The sequence below is a fragment of the Streptomyces sp. NPDC099050 genome (genome assembly GCF_044759865.1).
Lineage (GTDB): Bacteria > Actinomycetota > Actinomycetes > Streptomycetales > Streptomycetaceae > Streptomyces.
The window spans coordinates 199386-214869 of the sequence record NZ_JBIWAE010000003.1; the positions used below are offsets into that span (position 1 = coordinate 199386).

The 15484-nt window shown below is 69.5% G+C and carries 7 protein-coding genes; 4 read left to right on the forward strand and 3 right to left on the reverse strand.

The features are described from left to right. Positions 1–4: 4 nt before the first annotated feature. Positions 5–988 (reverse strand): serine/threonine-protein kinase, encoded by a 984-nt coding sequence (locus ACIQV3_RS06850; protein WP_403710457.1) that lies wholly within the window; start codon positions 986–988, stop codon positions 5–7. Between the two features lie 245 nt (positions 989–1233). Between ACIQV3_RS06850 and ACIQV3_RS06855 the strand changes: the two genes are divergently transcribed. The 3 genes from ACIQV3_RS06855 (at position 1234) to ACIQV3_RS06865 (ending at position 13734) form a co-directional block, all read left to right on the forward strand. Continuing rightward, a complete protein-coding gene (locus tag ACIQV3_RS06855; RefSeq protein ID WP_403710459.1) occupies positions 1234–6507 on the forward strand; it encodes a DEAD/DEAH box helicase in 5274 nt (1757 codons plus the stop codon). Between the two features lie 115 nt (positions 6508–6622). Further along, on the forward strand, positions 6623–9589 hold the full coding sequence (locus ACIQV3_RS06860) for a helicase-related protein (RefSeq protein WP_403710461.1): 2967 nt from the start codon (positions 6623–6625) through the stop codon (positions 9587–9589). Then, positions 9586–13734 carry an Eco57I restriction-modification methylase domain-containing protein gene (locus ACIQV3_RS06865; protein WP_403710463.1) on the forward strand — a complete coding sequence of 1383 codons (4149 nt, stop codon included), beginning with the start codon at positions 9586–9588 and terminating at the stop codon, positions 13732–13734. Before ACIQV3_RS06860 ends, ACIQV3_RS06865 begins: the two co-directional genes overlap by 4 nt. A 23-nt stretch (positions 13735–13757) precedes the next feature. Here the strand turns inward: ACIQV3_RS06865 and ACIQV3_RS06870 are convergent, their stop codons facing one another. Both ACIQV3_RS06870 and ACIQV3_RS06875 read right to left on the reverse strand, forming a co-directional pair. Further along, complete coding sequence (locus ACIQV3_RS06870; protein WP_403710464.1) at positions 13758–13961, reverse strand: DUF397 domain-containing protein; 204 nt, start codon at positions 13959–13961, stop codon at positions 13758–13760. Further along, entirely contained in the window at positions 13958–14821 is an 864-nt protein-coding gene (locus tag ACIQV3_RS06875) for a helix-turn-helix domain-containing protein (protein WP_403710466.1), read from the reverse strand. The genes ACIQV3_RS06870 and ACIQV3_RS06875 overlap by 4 nt, the downstream gene beginning before the upstream one ends. A gap of 205 nt (positions 14822–15026) precedes the next feature. Here ACIQV3_RS06875 and ACIQV3_RS06880 point away from each other — a divergent pair, with 205 nt between their 5' ends. Then, the gene (locus ACIQV3_RS06880; RefSeq protein ID WP_403710468.1) at positions 15027–15479 is read left to right on the forward strand and encodes an ATP-binding protein; all 453 of its coding nucleotides are present in this window, start codon (positions 15027–15029) and stop codon (positions 15477–15479) included. Positions 15480–15484 lie beyond the last annotated feature (5 nt).

Genomic DNA, 15484 nt, shown 5'->3' on the forward strand with positions numbered 1-15484 from the left:
TGGTTCATACCCCGCGCGGTGTGCTCGCGCGGGAACGCCGCGCGTCCGCCCACGCACGTACCGGCCGCGCATCCGGCCCCATCGGGTGCTGGAAGGGGCGCAGTGGATCAACCTCGGCCCAGGGGGTGAGCGCCGCCTCCGGGTCACCGCGGCCGGGGAGCCAGGGCGCGAGCCGCTGCCAGACCTCGCCGGCATGGGCAGGGCGATCGCGCGGATCCTTCGCGAGGAGTTGGAGTACGAGAGCTTCGAGGTCGCTGGGGATGTCCTGATACAGGTCGCGCAGCGGAACGGGCGGGCATTCACGGATGAGGCCGGGAAGCATGAGTTCCGAGCGGTGCTCGAAGACAGGCGTGCCGGCGAGCATCTTGTGGAGCAGGCAGCCCAGGGCATACAGGTCGGTTCGGTGATCGACCGGCTTGCCCAACACCTGTTCGGGAGCCATGCACTCCAGGCTGCCGGGGCGCTGGCCGGTGGTGGTGAGCTTGGCCGTGCCGGGGTCGAGGAAGGCGGCGACGCCGAAGTCGAGAACCTTGACCACGCCGTCGGTGCGAATGACGACGTTGCGGCCCTTGAGGTCGCGGTGAACGATGTTGCGGGCATGCACGGAGCCGAGGACGGACGCGATCTGGACCCCGACCGACGCCGTCTCGTGGACGCTCAGCCGTTCCTGTTCGGCGATCCGATCCTCAAGGTCGATTCCCGTGACGTACTGCATCACGAGAAAACGAGTTCCCCCCTCCTCGCCGAGGTCGTAAACGGTCGCGATGCCAATGTGGTCGAGACGGGCGGCGGCCCGGGCTTCGCGCTGGAACCGCTCGGCGTCCCGAGCCCGCTCCCCCTGGGTCAGACCGGGTGGGACATTCATCGTCTTGAGCGCGACGTCCCGCCCCAGGTGTTCGTCATGGGCCAGCCAGACGACACCCATCCCGCCGGATCCGATCTCCTGCTTGATCCGGTAGCGCTTGGCGATCACAGATGCGATGTCCATGTACGGGGCGACTCCGTCCGGGTCGGTCTTGTCCGTGGCCCGATGCGGCCGCAGGGCGGACACATCGGGGAGAGTGTGACATGTGCGCGGCGCAACCGTGCGCCAACCACCGCATCGAACATCCATTGACTGAGTTCACAGCATCATGGTGTGATGTGCGACGTACGCTCAAGGGGTACGGCGCGCTGCGGGCAGCGGGTGGCTACCTTTGCCCCCTGACCGCTTCTGGAACGAGTGGGGATCACGTGGACGTCTTCAAGGTGCACCGGCAGCTCATCCGGGATTACAAGGAGTACACCTCGGGGTCGGTGGTGATCGATGATCCCCGGATCGACGAGAAGGTGTCGAAGTCGTTCGCCGACGGAGACCAGTGGCCCGATCCCTACCTCTCCCTCAACCCGAGCTTCGCGCCCGGCGGGTCGGTCGACGATCTCGCGCACCCGGCCGGACTGCTGCACCCGGAGTGCGCAAGCATCTTCCGCACCGGCAAGGACGATCAGGGCGAGGAGGTCCGCCCGATCCGCTTCCACCAGCACCAGCGGGCAGCGATCGAGGCGGCCGCGTCGAGGTCCTCGTTCGTGCTGACCACCGGCACCGGCTCCGGCAAGAGCCTCGGCTACATCGTGCCCATCGTCGACCGGGTACTGCGCGAGAAGGAAGCCGGTGCCGCGCCCGGAATCAAGGCGATCATCGTCTACCCCATGAACGCCCTCGCCAACAGCCAGGAGCGCGAGCTGAGGAAATTCCTCACCGCCGGATACGGCAAAGGGAACGAGCCGGTCACCTACGCCCGCTACACGGGCCAGGAGGGGAAGGCCGAGAAGGACGCAATCCGAAGGTCGCAGCCTGACATCCTGCTCACCAACTACGTGATGCTGGAGCTGATGCTTACCCGGCCCGAGGAGCGCAAGGCGCTCATCGGGGCGGCCAAGGGGTTGCGCTTCCTCGTCCTCGACGAGCTGCACACCTACCGCGGACGGCAGGGCGCCGACGTCGCCCTGCTGGTACGGCGGGTACGCGAGGCCTGCGAGTCGCCGGATCTGCAGTGCGTCGGCACGTCCGCGACGATGGCCACCGGCGGCACTCCTGCCTCGCGCCGCCGCGAGGTCGCCCGGGTCGCCTCGACCCTCTTCGACACGGAGATCTCCCCGGACCGGGTCGTCGGCGAGACCCTCGTACGGGCGACTGGTGAAACCGAGCCCACGGCGGTCGAACTCGCCGCATGCGTACGGGAGAACGACCCTCCGGCGGAGTACGAGCGGCTGGCCGCCGATCCGCTGGCCCGGTGGATCGAGCGCACTTTCGGCCTGGTCGAGACCGAGGACGAGGACGGCAGCACGCTCCTGGTGCGCGCCGACCCTGTCACCGTGGAGGATGCCGCCCGGCGCTTGCGCTCCGAAGCGTTCGACATCGACGCCGGCGATCCCGAGGAGCGGTGGTACGACGCTTGCGCGGAGGCCATCCGGGCCACCCTCCAGGCCGGCTCACACGCCCGCGGCCCCGAGGACAACCGTCCGCTCTTCGCTTTCAGGCTGCACCAGTTCCTGTCCAAGGGCGGCTCCGTCTACGTCTCCCTGGAGCAGGAGAGCGACCGCCACATCACCCGCACGTATCAGCAGCGTGTCCCGAACGCCCCCGAGAAACTGCTGCTTCCACTCTCCTTCTGCCGCGAGTGCGGGCAGGAGTACATGGCGGTGGCCCGCGATCAGCGCGACGACGGCAGTCTGTCCTTCCGCACCCGGGAGGACGAGGACGACGAGCAGGGGTACCTGTACGTCTCGGCCGTCAACCCGTGGCCGGAACAGGTCAAGGACGCGATCGAGCAACGGCGCTTCCCCGACAGCTGGCTCACCTTCGACGAGCGCAAGGACGCGCCCATACTCACCACCAGCCGCCGCAAGCGGGCGCCGCAGCCTGTGTGGGTGCGCCCGGACGGTACCGGCGGGGGCAAGGCGAACGGCGGGTTGTACGCGGCTTACCTGCCTGCCCCGTTCCTCTTCTGCCTGGAATGCGGCACCAGCTACGAGCAGGTCAGGGAACAGGACTTCGCCAAGCTGATGACCCTCGACCAGGAGGGCCGCTCGACCGCCACCTCGGTCATCAGTGCCTCCATCGTGCGTCACCTGAAAAGCATCCCTCCTTCGGAGCTCAAGAAGGACGCGCGCAAGCTGCTCACTTTCGTCGACAACCGGCAGGACGCGAGCCTCCAGTCGGGGCACTTCAACGACTTCGTCATGGTGAGCCAGTTGCGCGGGGCCCTCTACCGGGCGATGGTCGCGGCAGGCGACAAGGGACTGCGCTGGAAGCGGCTCGGCGAGGAGGTGGTGGCCGCGATGGGTCTCTCCCCGCACGAGTACGCGGCCAAGGCCACCGAGGTTGAGGAGCTGGCCGAGGGCACGCGCGAAGCACTGGCCTCGATCGCCGAGTACCGCCTGTTCCTGGATCTGGAGCGCGGCTGGCGGGTCACCATGCCCAACCTGGAGCAGACCGGGCTGCTCGGCCTGGAATACGGAGGCCTGGAGGCCATCGCGGGCGCCGAGGACCGGTGGGAGAACGCCGCGGGCCCGTTGCGAACGGCCACGCCCGAGGTCCGCCGCCGGCTGTCGACGGTCCTCATGGAAGAGCTGCGCCGCCGCCGCGCCGTGGACACCCCCTACTTCACCGAAGCCAAATTCGCCGAACTGCGCAAGGACTCGGCCCGCCTCAACGACGCGTGGGGAATCGCCGACACGGAGGCGGCACCGCCGACGGCCGGTGTCGCCGTCGCCCGGGCCGGACGCCCCGGCCGCACCGGTCGGGGCCGCAGCGAGCTGAACCTCACCGGCCGCGGCGCCTTCGGTCGCCATGTCCGCAAGTCCGCCACCTTCCCCGACTGGGGGCACGGGCTTTCACTGGACGAGGCCCAGAACGTCATCCGCGATCTTCTCGCCGTCCTCGCGGCCGGCGGGGTCCTCACCGAGGTCTCCCAGGGGCGGGGGGAGGAGCCTGGCTACCAGATCAACCACACGGTGATCCGCTGGCATGCCCGCGACGACGACCACGGTGCGGTGGACCGGCTGCGCCGCACCTACCGCGATGAACGCGGCCCCCGGGTCAACGCCTTCTTCAAGCGCCTCTACCAGGACATCGCCGTCACCTTCGCCGGTCTGCACGCCGCCGAGCACACGGCCCAGGTCCATCCCGAGGTCCGCCAGCAACGGGAGGACCTGTTCAGTGAGGGCACCCGGCTGCCGCTCCTGTACTGCTCGCCGACCATGGAGCTCGGCGTCGACATCGCCAGCCTCAACGCGGTCAACCTGCGCAACGTACCGCCGACACCCGCCAACTACGCGCAGCGCTCGGGCCGCGCGGGCCGCAGCGGACAGCCCGCGCTCGTCACCACGTACTGCGCCACCGGCAACAGCCACGACCAGTACTACTTCACCCGGCGCGAGCAGATGGTGGCCGGCTCCGTCGCCCCGCCCCGGCTCGACCTGGGCAACGAGGATCTGCTCGTCTCCCACGTGCACGCGATCTGGCTCGCCGAAACCAGGCTCGACCTCGGGACCAGCATGACCCTGCTGCTCGACGCCGACGGCAAGAATCCCCCGCTCACGGTGATGCCCTCGGTGGCCGAGAAGATCGACGACCAGGGCGCCCGGCGACGAGCGCTCGCCCGGGCCCGCACCGTCCTGGCCGGCAGCCTCGACGTGCTGCAGGCCACCTCCTGGTGGCACGAGCAGTGGCTGGAGCAGACCGTCGAGGCCGCACCGGGCAGCTTCCGCGAGGCGTGCGGGCGCTGGACGAACCTCTTCAGGCGCGCCCTTCAAGAGCGGGAGATCCAGCACGACAACATCCTCAACCGCACCGCCACCGGCCGCTCCAAGGACCAGGCCAAGCGCCGCCGGGCCCAGGCCGAGAACCAGCTCGCACTGCTCCGCAACGAGCAGGGCGGCGAGCGGACCGTGATGTCCGACTTCTTCCCGTACCGCTACTTCGCCTCCGAGGGTTTCCTGCCGGGCTACTCCTTCCCCCGGCTGCCGCTCGCCGCCTACATCCCGGGCACGGGCAACACTAGCCGCGGCGGCTATGACGGCGACTATCTGCAGCGGTCCAGGTTCATCGCGATCCGCGAATTCGGGCCCGGCGCATTGATCTACCACGAGGGCAGCCGCTACAAGGTGGACCGGGTTCAGCTGCCCCCGGACACCGCGGGCGAGCTGACCACCGAAAGCGCGAAGGTCTGCGGACGCTGCGGCTATCTGTCCCCGGAGGAACTGCGTGAGGACACCTGCGAGGGCTGCGACAGCAACCTCGGTGACGCGCGCACCGGACTGCTGCACCTGCACACCGTCTTCACCCACCGCCGCGACCGGATCTCCTCCGACGAGGAGGAGCGTCAGCGCACCGGCTACAAGGTGGAGATCTCCTACCGGTTCAAGAAGCACGAGGACGGCCGGGACGGTTCACTGCGGGCCACGGCCGAGGGCGCGTCCGGACGCGCCCTCGCGGAGCTGGCCTACGGGGACAGCGCCACGGTCCGGCTCACCAACCTGGGCTACCGCCGGTCCGTCGGCAAGGGAGAGATCGGCTTCTGGATGGATCCGGTGACCGGGGAGTGGCTCGCCGGCAGCACCGCCAAGCAGGGCGGGCGGGAGCCGCTCCAGGAGCAGGAGGGCCTCGCGGACGCCGAGAAGGCGAACCGCAAGATGCCTGTGATCCCGTACGTGCAGGACACCCGCAACATCCTCGTCGTCAAGCTGGCCGAGCCGGTCGACCGGGACACCGCCGTCACCCTCCAGTACGCCCTGGAGAGAGGGATTGAGGCCGAGTTCCAGCTGGAGGACTCCGAACTCGACACGGAGGAGCTGCCGCCCTTCGAGGGTCCTCGCGAGCGGCTGCTGTTCATCGAGAGCGCCGAGGGCGGCGCTGGGGTGCTCCGGCGCCTCCAGGCCGAGCCGGACGCGTTGGCCCGGGCCGCCCGCAAGGCCCTGGAGATCGCCCACTTCGACCAGCTGGGCCGCGACCGCGGCGAGGAGAAGAGCAATGGAGACCCGTGCCAGCGGGGCTGCTACGACTGTCTGCTCTCCTTCGGGAACCAGCGTCACCACCGCGCCATCGACCGCCACCTCGTGAGCGAACTGCTGCAGTCCTTCGCGGGCGGCAGCGTCGGCGCCAGCACCCCGGGCCGGTCGCGGGACGAACACGCGGACTCGCTCAGGCAGGGGGCCGACTCCCGCCTTGAGGAACGCTTCGTCGACTACCTGAAGTCGCATGGGCACCGGCTCCCCGACCACCAGCAGATGAAGGTGCGCGAGGCCCTGTGCAAGCCGGACTTCGTGTACGACACCGGGTTCGGCCCGATCGCCGTCTTCATCGACGGCCCGCACCACGACCACTCCGACATCACGCTGCGTGACGATGAGGCGGAGGAGAGGCTGAGGGACTTCGGCTGGGAAGTGATCCGGGTCCGGTACGACGACGACTGGTCGAAGAAGGTCGCCGAGTACCCTCAGGTGTTCGGCGAACCACGCCGCTGACCTGGGGCCGGACGCCCGTCCTGGAGCGGTCGGCCGACGGGTTCGCGTCCCGTCGGCCGACCGCTCCACACCCGTACAGCCCAGACATCCCCGTGCACCCACCCGGAAGGCCCGTATGACCACCGCCGTCCCGCCGGCCCCGAAGTACGCCGTCGGCTCCCTCGTCCATGCCCGGGGCCGTGAATGGGTGGTGCTGCCCGACTCCAGCGAGGAGCTTCTGGTGCTGCGCCCGCTGGGCGGGGCCGATGTCGACATCGCGGGGGTGCTGCCCGGTCTGGAGACCGTGGTTCCCGCCACGTTCGCCCCGCCCACTCCGTCCGACCTCGGCGACCAGCACACCGCTGGTCTCCTGCGCACCGCCCTGCGGATCGGATTCCGGGCGGGGGCCGGCCCGTTCCGGTCCCTCGCCTCGATCGCCGTGGACCCGCGCCCGTACCAGCTCGTGCCACTGATGATGGCCCTGCGCCAGGACACGGTGCGGTTGCTCATCGCAGACGACGTGGGTATCGGCAAGACGGTCGAGTCGGGGCTCATCGCGGCCGAACTGCTCGCTCAGGGCGACGCCCGCGGTCTGGTGGTGCTGTGTTCGCCGGCGCTGGCCGAGCAGTGGCGGTCCGAGCTGCACGGCAAATTCGGCATCGACGCACGTCTCGTGCTGCCCGCCACGATCGGCCGGCTGGAGCGCGAGACACCGTACGGGCAGTCGGTGTTCCGCCAGGACGGCGTGTACGTAGTGTCGACCGACTTCATCAAGTCGCCCCGGCACCGCGAGGACTTCCTGCGCAACTGTCCTGACCTTGTGATCGTCGACGAGGCGCACACCTGTGTCGCGGACGGGACGGCCCTCACCTCGGCGCGCACCTCGCAGCAGCGGTACGGACTGTTGCGCGCGCTCGCCAACGACCCCGCCCGGCACCTGCTCCTGGTCACAGCCACCCCGCACAGCGGCAAGGAGGAACCCTTCCGCCGACTGCTCGGGCTGCTGGATCCGCGCCTCGCCACGGTCAGCTTCGACACGCGTGCGGGGCGTGAGCTGCTCGCCCAATTCTTCGTACAGCGCCGCCGTGCTGACATCCGTGAGGACTTCCAGGACGGGGCGCACTTCCCGTCCACCCGTGACTCCGCCGAAGTCGCGTACACCCTGCACCGCGACTACCGCGCTCTGCTCGGCGAGGTCCTGGCGTACGCCCGTGAGACGGTGCGCTCCGCCGACGGCGCGCTCCAGCAACGTCAGCGCTGGTGGTCGACGCTGGCGCTGCTGCGCACCTTGTCCTCCTCGCCCGCCGCCGCCGTGCGGTCCCTGAACACCAGGGCGGGCGTCCAGGAAGCGGATACCGCCGACGAGGCGGACCGTACCGGCCAGTCGACGGTCTCCGACCCGGCCGATAGTGACAGCGCGCGGTCCGCCGACGAGGTCCCGGGCAGCCTGTTGCCCGCCGCCGCGCCCGCGGACGGCGAAATCATCGGCGACGAAGCCCTCGGCGACGGGGAGAAGGCTCGCCTGGTCGCCATGGCCGAGGCCGCCGGGAAGCTCGCGGGCCCCACCCGTGACGTCAAGCTGAAGAAGCTGGTGGCGACGGTCGCCGATCTCCTCGACGCCGGCTACCGGCCGATCGTCTTCTGCCGCTACATCGCCACCTCCGACTACGTGGCCGGCCACCTTGCGAAGGTGCTCAACAAGAAGGGGACCGAGCACCCGGTGGCCGTAGCCTCTATCACCGGCGAGCTCTCGCCCGATATGCGGCTCAACCGCATCGCCGAAATGACCGGTGCCGACGAGAATGGCGACCCGGCACCCGAGCGGCGCGTCCTGGTGGCCACCGACTGTCTGTCCGAGGGCGTCAACCTCCAGGAGTCCTTCGACGCCGTCGTCCACTACGACCTGGCGTGGAACCCGACCCGCCACGAGCAGCGCGAAGGCCGTGTGGACCGCTTCGGGCAGCGCACCGACACCGTGAAGGCACTCACCCTGTACGGGGCGGACAACCCCGTCGACGACGTCGTCCTGAAGGTATTGCTGCGCAAGCACGAGCAGATCCGTCGCGCCACCGGCATCTCCGTCCCCGTGCCGCAGCAGGCGGAAAGCGCCATGCAGGCGGTCTTCGAAGAGCTGATCCTGCGCGGCGAGACCCCTGCGTTCGAGCAGGAGGGGCTCTTCGAGCGGGACCAGGTGCCCGTCGCCGAGCAGTTGGAGATCGCCTGGGAATCCTCCGCCGAGCGTGAGAAGGCGTCCCGGTCCCGCTACGCGCAGAACACGATCAAGAAGGAAGAGGTGGCTGCCGAGGTCACCCGGATCCGTGCCGCGCTCGGTACCGGCGAAGAGGTCATGGAATTCACCCGCCGCGCGCTCGGCGCGCTGCGTGGTGTGCCCGCCGACCGCAAGCAGGGCGGTTTCACCGCGCACACCGACGCCCTGCCGCAGGGCCTGCGGGACGCCGTCACCGCGGCGCTCGGCCCGCGCCATCCGCGCCCGGTCGTCTTCCACGATGCGCCGAGCGCCCCGCGCGGCGAGGTGGCACTGACCCGTACCGACCCGGTGGTGGCCGCGACCGCCCGCTTCGTCCTGGACACCGCGTTGGACGAGAAGTTCCCCGACTGGCAGCGCCCGGCCCGGCGCTGCGGGGTGGTCCGCACGAGTGCCGTACGGCGACCCACCACGATGCTGCTCGTCCGGCACCGTTTCCAACTGCACCTGCCGACACGCGACGGTGGAGTGCGTACCCAACTCGCCGAGGACGCCCGGGTAGTGGCCTTCCAGGGTCGGCCCGAGGCGCCACAGTGGCTCCCGGAGGAGGAGGCCCTGGCGCTCCTCGACGCCCGCGCCACCGGCAACTCCGACCCGGGATTCGCCACCGACCACATCGCCGGGATCCTCGCCGCCCTCGACACCGGCCTGATGGACGAGCTGCGGACCCGATCCCAGGCCGCCGCGAAGGAGCTGGAGGCCTCGCACCACCGCGTCCGTACCGCCGCCAAGGCCCGTCTCGCCGGCCTGCGGGCCGTCCCGCAGGGCGACCCGGACGTCCTGGGTGTCTTCCTCTACCGTCCGGCCGCCACGATCCAGCTGGGAGCGGACGCATGAGCATCGCCAGGACCATGGTCACCGACACCGTCGCCACCGTCGGCGGTCTGCTCCCGTACGACCTTCTGGTGCGGATCAAGGAAGGCAAGGAGCAGTCGGGCGCCAAGCCTGCCGACTACCGCCTCTTCGCCAAGGGCGAGTCGGTGCGGGACGCCGCCGAACGCTCCTGGGGCTATCTGCACGGCGTCTGGACCGCCTTCCAGGATGGGCTCGTCCGCGACGGAGCGGACGACGACCCCGGTGTACACGCGGTCGGACTCACCACCGAGCGCTGGTTGCTGCCCCTGTTCGAGCAGCTCGGCTTCGGCACGCTGCCCGCCGTGCCCGAGCCCGGCCTGCCCGCCCACGACGAGGGGAAGAACTTCCCGGTCAGCCATCGGTGGGCACATGTGCCCGTACACCTCACCGGCTGGAACGTGGACCTGGACCGCAGGACCCCCGAGGTCGCTCAGCAGGCCCCGCAGTCCATGGTTCAGGAGTACCTCAACCGTTCCGGCGACACGGCCCTGTGGGGTGTCCTCTCCAACGGCCGCCAGCTGAGGCTCCTGCGCGAGTCGGCGTCGCTGACCGGCGCCGCATTCGTCGAGTTCGACCTCCAGGCAATCTTCGAGGGGAACCGGTCCGACGACTTCGTCCTGCTGTGGCGCCTCCTGCACCGCACCCGGTTCGAGGGCACACCAGCAGCGTCCTGCCCGCTGGAGAAGTGGCGCACGGAGGCCATCGACTCCGGCACCCGCGCCCTGAAGGAGCTCCGCAAGGGCGTCGAGAAGGCGCTCACCGTGATCGGCAGCGGGCTGATCGCCCACCCCGACAACGCGGATCTGCGCGAGGCCCTGCGCGCCCGCACCACCACGGTCCGAGACCTCCACCCCGCCCTCCTGAGGCTCGTCTACCGGCTGCTCTTCCTTTTCGTCACCGAGGACCGCGGCCTGCTCCTAGACCCGGCCGCCACCGAGGTCCCGCGCGACCGGTACGCCCGTTACTTCTCCACGGCCCGCCTGCGCCGCCTCGCCCGCCGCACCGGCACCCCGCATGGCGACCAGTGGGAGGCCCTCACCCTCGTCATCAACGGTCTCGGCGAGCCCGGCGGCCGCCCCGAGCTGGGGCTGCCCGCACTCGGCGGCCTCTTCGAACCCACGGACGCCGACCTGCGGCTTAAGGGTCTCGCCCTCACCAACGAGTCCCTGTACGAGGCGGTCCGGGCCCTTGCCGTCATCTTCGACTCCAAGCTCGGCCGGCCCCGCAGGGTCGATTACCGGCACCTGGGTGCGGACGAGCTCGGCTCGGTGTACGAGTCGCTGCTCGAACTCGAACCCCGCCAGGAGGACGACGGCTCCTACGTCCTGAAGAAGCTCGACGGCAACGACCGCAAGACCTCCGGTTCCTACTACACCCCCTCGCCTCTCATCGACTGCCTCCTCGACTCCGCCCTCGACCCGGTCATCGACAAGGCGGTCCGCTCGGGGACGACGCAGGAGGAGCGAGAGGCGGCTCTACTCGCCCTGACGATCTGCGACCCGGCCTGTGGCAGCGGCCACTTCCTGGTCGCCGCTGCCCGGCGCATCGCCCGTCGTCTCGCGGAGGTCCGCACCGACGATCCGGAGCCGGGCGCCGAGGACGTACGCCACGCCCTGCGCGACGTCATCTCCCGGTGCGTGTACGGCGTCGACCTCAACCCGATGGCCGTCGAACTGGCCAAGGTGTCGTTGTGGATCGAGGCAATGGAACCGGGTCGCCCGCTCACCTTCCTCGACGCCCACATCAAGCACGGCAACGGGCTGCTCGGCACCACGCCGAAGCTGCTCGCCGGCGGCCTGCCCGACGAGGCGTTCAAGGTGCTGGAGGGTGACGAGTCCAAGTCGGTCAGGAACCTGAAGGCCCGCAACGCGAGCGAGCGGGAGCGGTGGCTGACGGCGCTGCACGAAGGCGCCAACCAGGATGCGCTGTTCTCCGAGCAGCACGCGCTGGAGATCTCCAACCAGGCCATAAGCAGGCAGACTTCGGCCATCACGGCCGCTCCGTCCATGGTGCTTGAGGACGTCCAGGATCAGGCCCGGGCATACCGCGAGCTGACTACGTCCAGGGATTACGTCAAAGCCCTCAGACTCGCTGATGCCTGGTGCGCGGCCTTCGTGTGGGAGAAGGGCGAGCGGACCTCACCGGCCGCCCTCACCACCGACTCCCTGCTGTCCCTGCATGCCGCCGAGGGCGACACGGACGCCCAGGTCGATAGCAATGCGAACTTGCCCAACGGCACGGTGCGGACGGTGCGACGGCTACGCGAGGAGTACCGCTTCTTCCACTGGCACCTGGAGTTCCCCGAGGTCTTCCGGGTGCCGGCCGACCCGGCGGCGCCGGGTGTGGACGAGCGGACGGGCTGGAAGGGCGGGTTCAGCTGTGTGCTGGGGAATCCGCCGTGGGAGCGGGTCAAGCTCCAGGAGCAGGAGTTCTTCGCCACCCGCGACGAGAAGGTGGCCACTGCCGCGAACAAAGCGGCCCGCGAACGCCTGATCGACGCCCTCGCCGACAGCGCGGAGGAGTTGGACCGGGTGCTTCACACCGAGTTCATCGCCGCGCGGCGCGTCTCCGAGGGCGTCAGCCATCTGCTGCGCGGCTCGGGCCGCTTCCCCCTGTCCGGGCGGGGCGACGTCAACACCTACGCGGTCTTCGCCGAGGCCGCCTCCCTCGGTATCGCCCCCACGGGGCGCTTCGGCCTCGTCCTGCCGACCGGCATCGCCACCGACGCAACGACCGCACCGTTCTTCTCCGACCTGGTGCGCACCTCGCGGCTCGGGTCCTTCCTGGACTTCGAGAACGAGGCGTTCATCCTCAGCAGGGACGTCCATCATTCGGTCCGCTTCTCGCTGCTGACCGTCACCGGCCGGGGCGAGCGGGTGGAACGGGCGTCCTTCGCGTTCGGCACCCGGTACATGGAGGACCTCGACGAGCGCCGCTTCGCCATGCCGACCGAGGAGATCCTCCTGGTCAACCCCAACACGGGAACACTTCCGGTGTTCCGCAGCCGCCGAGACGCGGAGATCACCCTGGGCATCTACCGGCGTGTCCCGGTCCTCAAGCGCGAGCCGGACGCGGAGGGGAAGGGCGGCACGGACCCGTGGGGCCTCACCTTCATGACCATGTTCCACATGTCCAACGACTCGCACCTGTTCCGCGGCAAGGCGGAGCTGGAAGAAGGCGGCTGGAAACTGAAGGGGAACATCTTCGCCGACCCGTCCGACGGGCGGCGCTACCTGCCGCTCTACGAGGCGAAGATGCTCCACCACTTCGACCACCGGCTCGGCACGTACGAGGGTCAGACACAGGCCCAGGCGAATGTGGGGACGCTGCCCCGGGTCACGCCGGAACAGCACGACGACCCAGACTTCGCACCGCTGCCCCGGTACTGGGTGCCGGAGTTCGACGTGGACTCCGGGAAGCGGGACACGAAGCTGAACCCGATCATGTGGCCGGGCGTGGCGTCGCGGTTGAGGGAGCGGAAGTGGTGGAACGGTTGGCTGATGGGGTGGAGGGACATCGCACGGTCCACGGATACGCGCACAACGATCGCCACGGTGCTGCCGCCGTACGGTGTCGGCCACACCAACCCGCTCATGTTCCCGTCGAACGCGACAGCAGCAGCTCTGTTGCAGGTGTGCCTGTCGTCTTACGCCTTCGACTACGCGATCCGTCAAAAGATCGCGGGCACGCACCTGACCTACGGCTACCTGTACCAGTTGCCGGTGCCTAAGTTCTCGGACTTCGCCGAGGCGCCCGGCGGGACTGAGTGGTTCGTCGATCGGGTGGCCGAGCTGACTTGGACCAGCAGGGACATGACGGCCTTCGCCAAGGATCTCGGTTACTCCGGATCACCGTTTCAATGGAACAGTATCCGTCGTGACCTGTTGCGGGCCGAGCTGGATGCCGCGTTGTTCCGCCTCTATGGAGTGCACCGGGAGGACGTTCTGTACGTCATGGAGACCTTCCCTACGGTCAAGCGCGAAGACGAAGCAGCCCACGGCACCTACCGCACCCGGGACCTGATCCTCGATGCCTACGACCGCATGGAAGAGGCCCGCGCGACCGGCGGCGAGTACCAGACGCTGCTGGACCCGCCGCCGGGCAAGGGGCCTCGGCACGACAGCTGAGCGTGGACGAGTCGGGCGGGCGGTCAGTGGGACCGGCTCCGCCCGACATCCGCGACAAAACCGGCCCAGGCTCCGTGTGCGAACGCGAGTTGCGGGCCACCGCGCTTCTTGGAGTCCCGTACGTGAACGGTGGCACGGACGGTGGCGATCTCGACGCATTCGCCGCCGTCTCCACCGCTGTAGCTGCTCTTGAACCAGTACAGCAACTCGTCCTGTTCGTGCTTCATCGCTCTCCCAGCAGCTTCTCGACAAGTGCCCGCGAGTCGGACGGGCTGAGCGCCTGACCTCGGATGCTCCCGTAGCGTGCGGCCAGCATACGGACCTCGTCCGGGTCCGTGATAAGCCGGTTGACGCTCTGGAACTCTCCATATCCCACCTGCGGTTTGCCGTTGGGGGTGAGCAGGATGAACGGCCCTTCCATGCCCGCGTGCCCCTCGCAGTCCAGCGGCAGAACCTGAATCTCCACGTTTCGGAGCTGGCTCAGTTCCACGAGGCGTTCCATCTGCTCGCGCTGAACCCTCCACCCGCCGATCGTCCGACGGAGTACTGACTCCTCGATCACGGCAGTCACCGCAGGAGGGGGCCAACGGGTCAGAACCTGCTGCCGGTCGAGCCGGGCCGCCACGCGCTGCTCGATGGTGTCCTCATCCAGGAGTGGGCGCCTCGCGGTGAAGATCGTCCGCGCGTACTTCTCCGTCTGTAACAGCCCTGGCACGGTCAGGGTGCTGTAGAAGCAGACCTCAACCGCCTTGCCCTCCAGGTCCGCGTAATCCTGGAACCACTCCGGATGCCGCACCCGCCGCCGCGTCTTCACCCGCTCCACGTCCTCCGCCAGGAGCGCCAGCAACCCGCCGCACCCGAGCAGTTCGTCCACCGCCACCAGAAAGTCCGGCTGCGGCGTCCGCCGCCCCCGCTCGATCGACGAGATCTGCTCCTCGCCATACCCGACCAGCTGTCCCAGCTCCCGCTGACTCATGCCGGCTCGTTCCCGCGCGGCCTTGATCATGCGGCCGATGGCGCGGAACAGATCCGCGACCTCCTCCGAGCCAGCCGGGTCCTCAGCGCTCGTGTCGCCCCGTACCGCCATGTCGTACCACCTGCCCGCTCCCGATCCCGCCGTCGATCAGACCGCCGCGTACCACCCACCGACTGCCGCCGACGGGCGTCACGGGCGGACACCCGTACAGACATGCCCGCCCACCCGGACAGCCTGCCCGTACGGCCGGACAGTCACGCACCGTACCGCGCCGGGTACTCCCCCACGGTAGCTTCGGTCCGTCACCCTCGGCGAGGTGAACCAGGAATCCGGGACCGCGACCCGTGAACCCCTCGCGAACGACGACCACTTGACCTTCAGCACCCTCTTCCCCACCACCAGGCACGGCGCCCATGCCGCCCGCCACGCCGCCGAGCGGTGGTTCTCATCGAACCTCTCGCCGGACGACCCCCGTGATGGCGACCTCGCTACCGCCGCCGCCCTCCTCATCGCCGAACTGTCAGCGAACGCCGCCCTGCACGGCCGAGTGCGTGGCCGCGCGGCCCGCCTCGACCTCCGGCTCGACGCGACCGAGCTACTCATCGAGGTCACCGACGCCCGGGGCGACCGGCTGCCGACGGCCCGACACCCCGACGGCGGCGGCGAGTCGGGCCGCGGGCTGCTGCTCGTCGAGACGGTGTCTGACGACTGGGGCGTACGCCCGCACCATCCCCGCGGCAAGACGGTGTGGGCCGTATGCCGCCGGTAGACCGG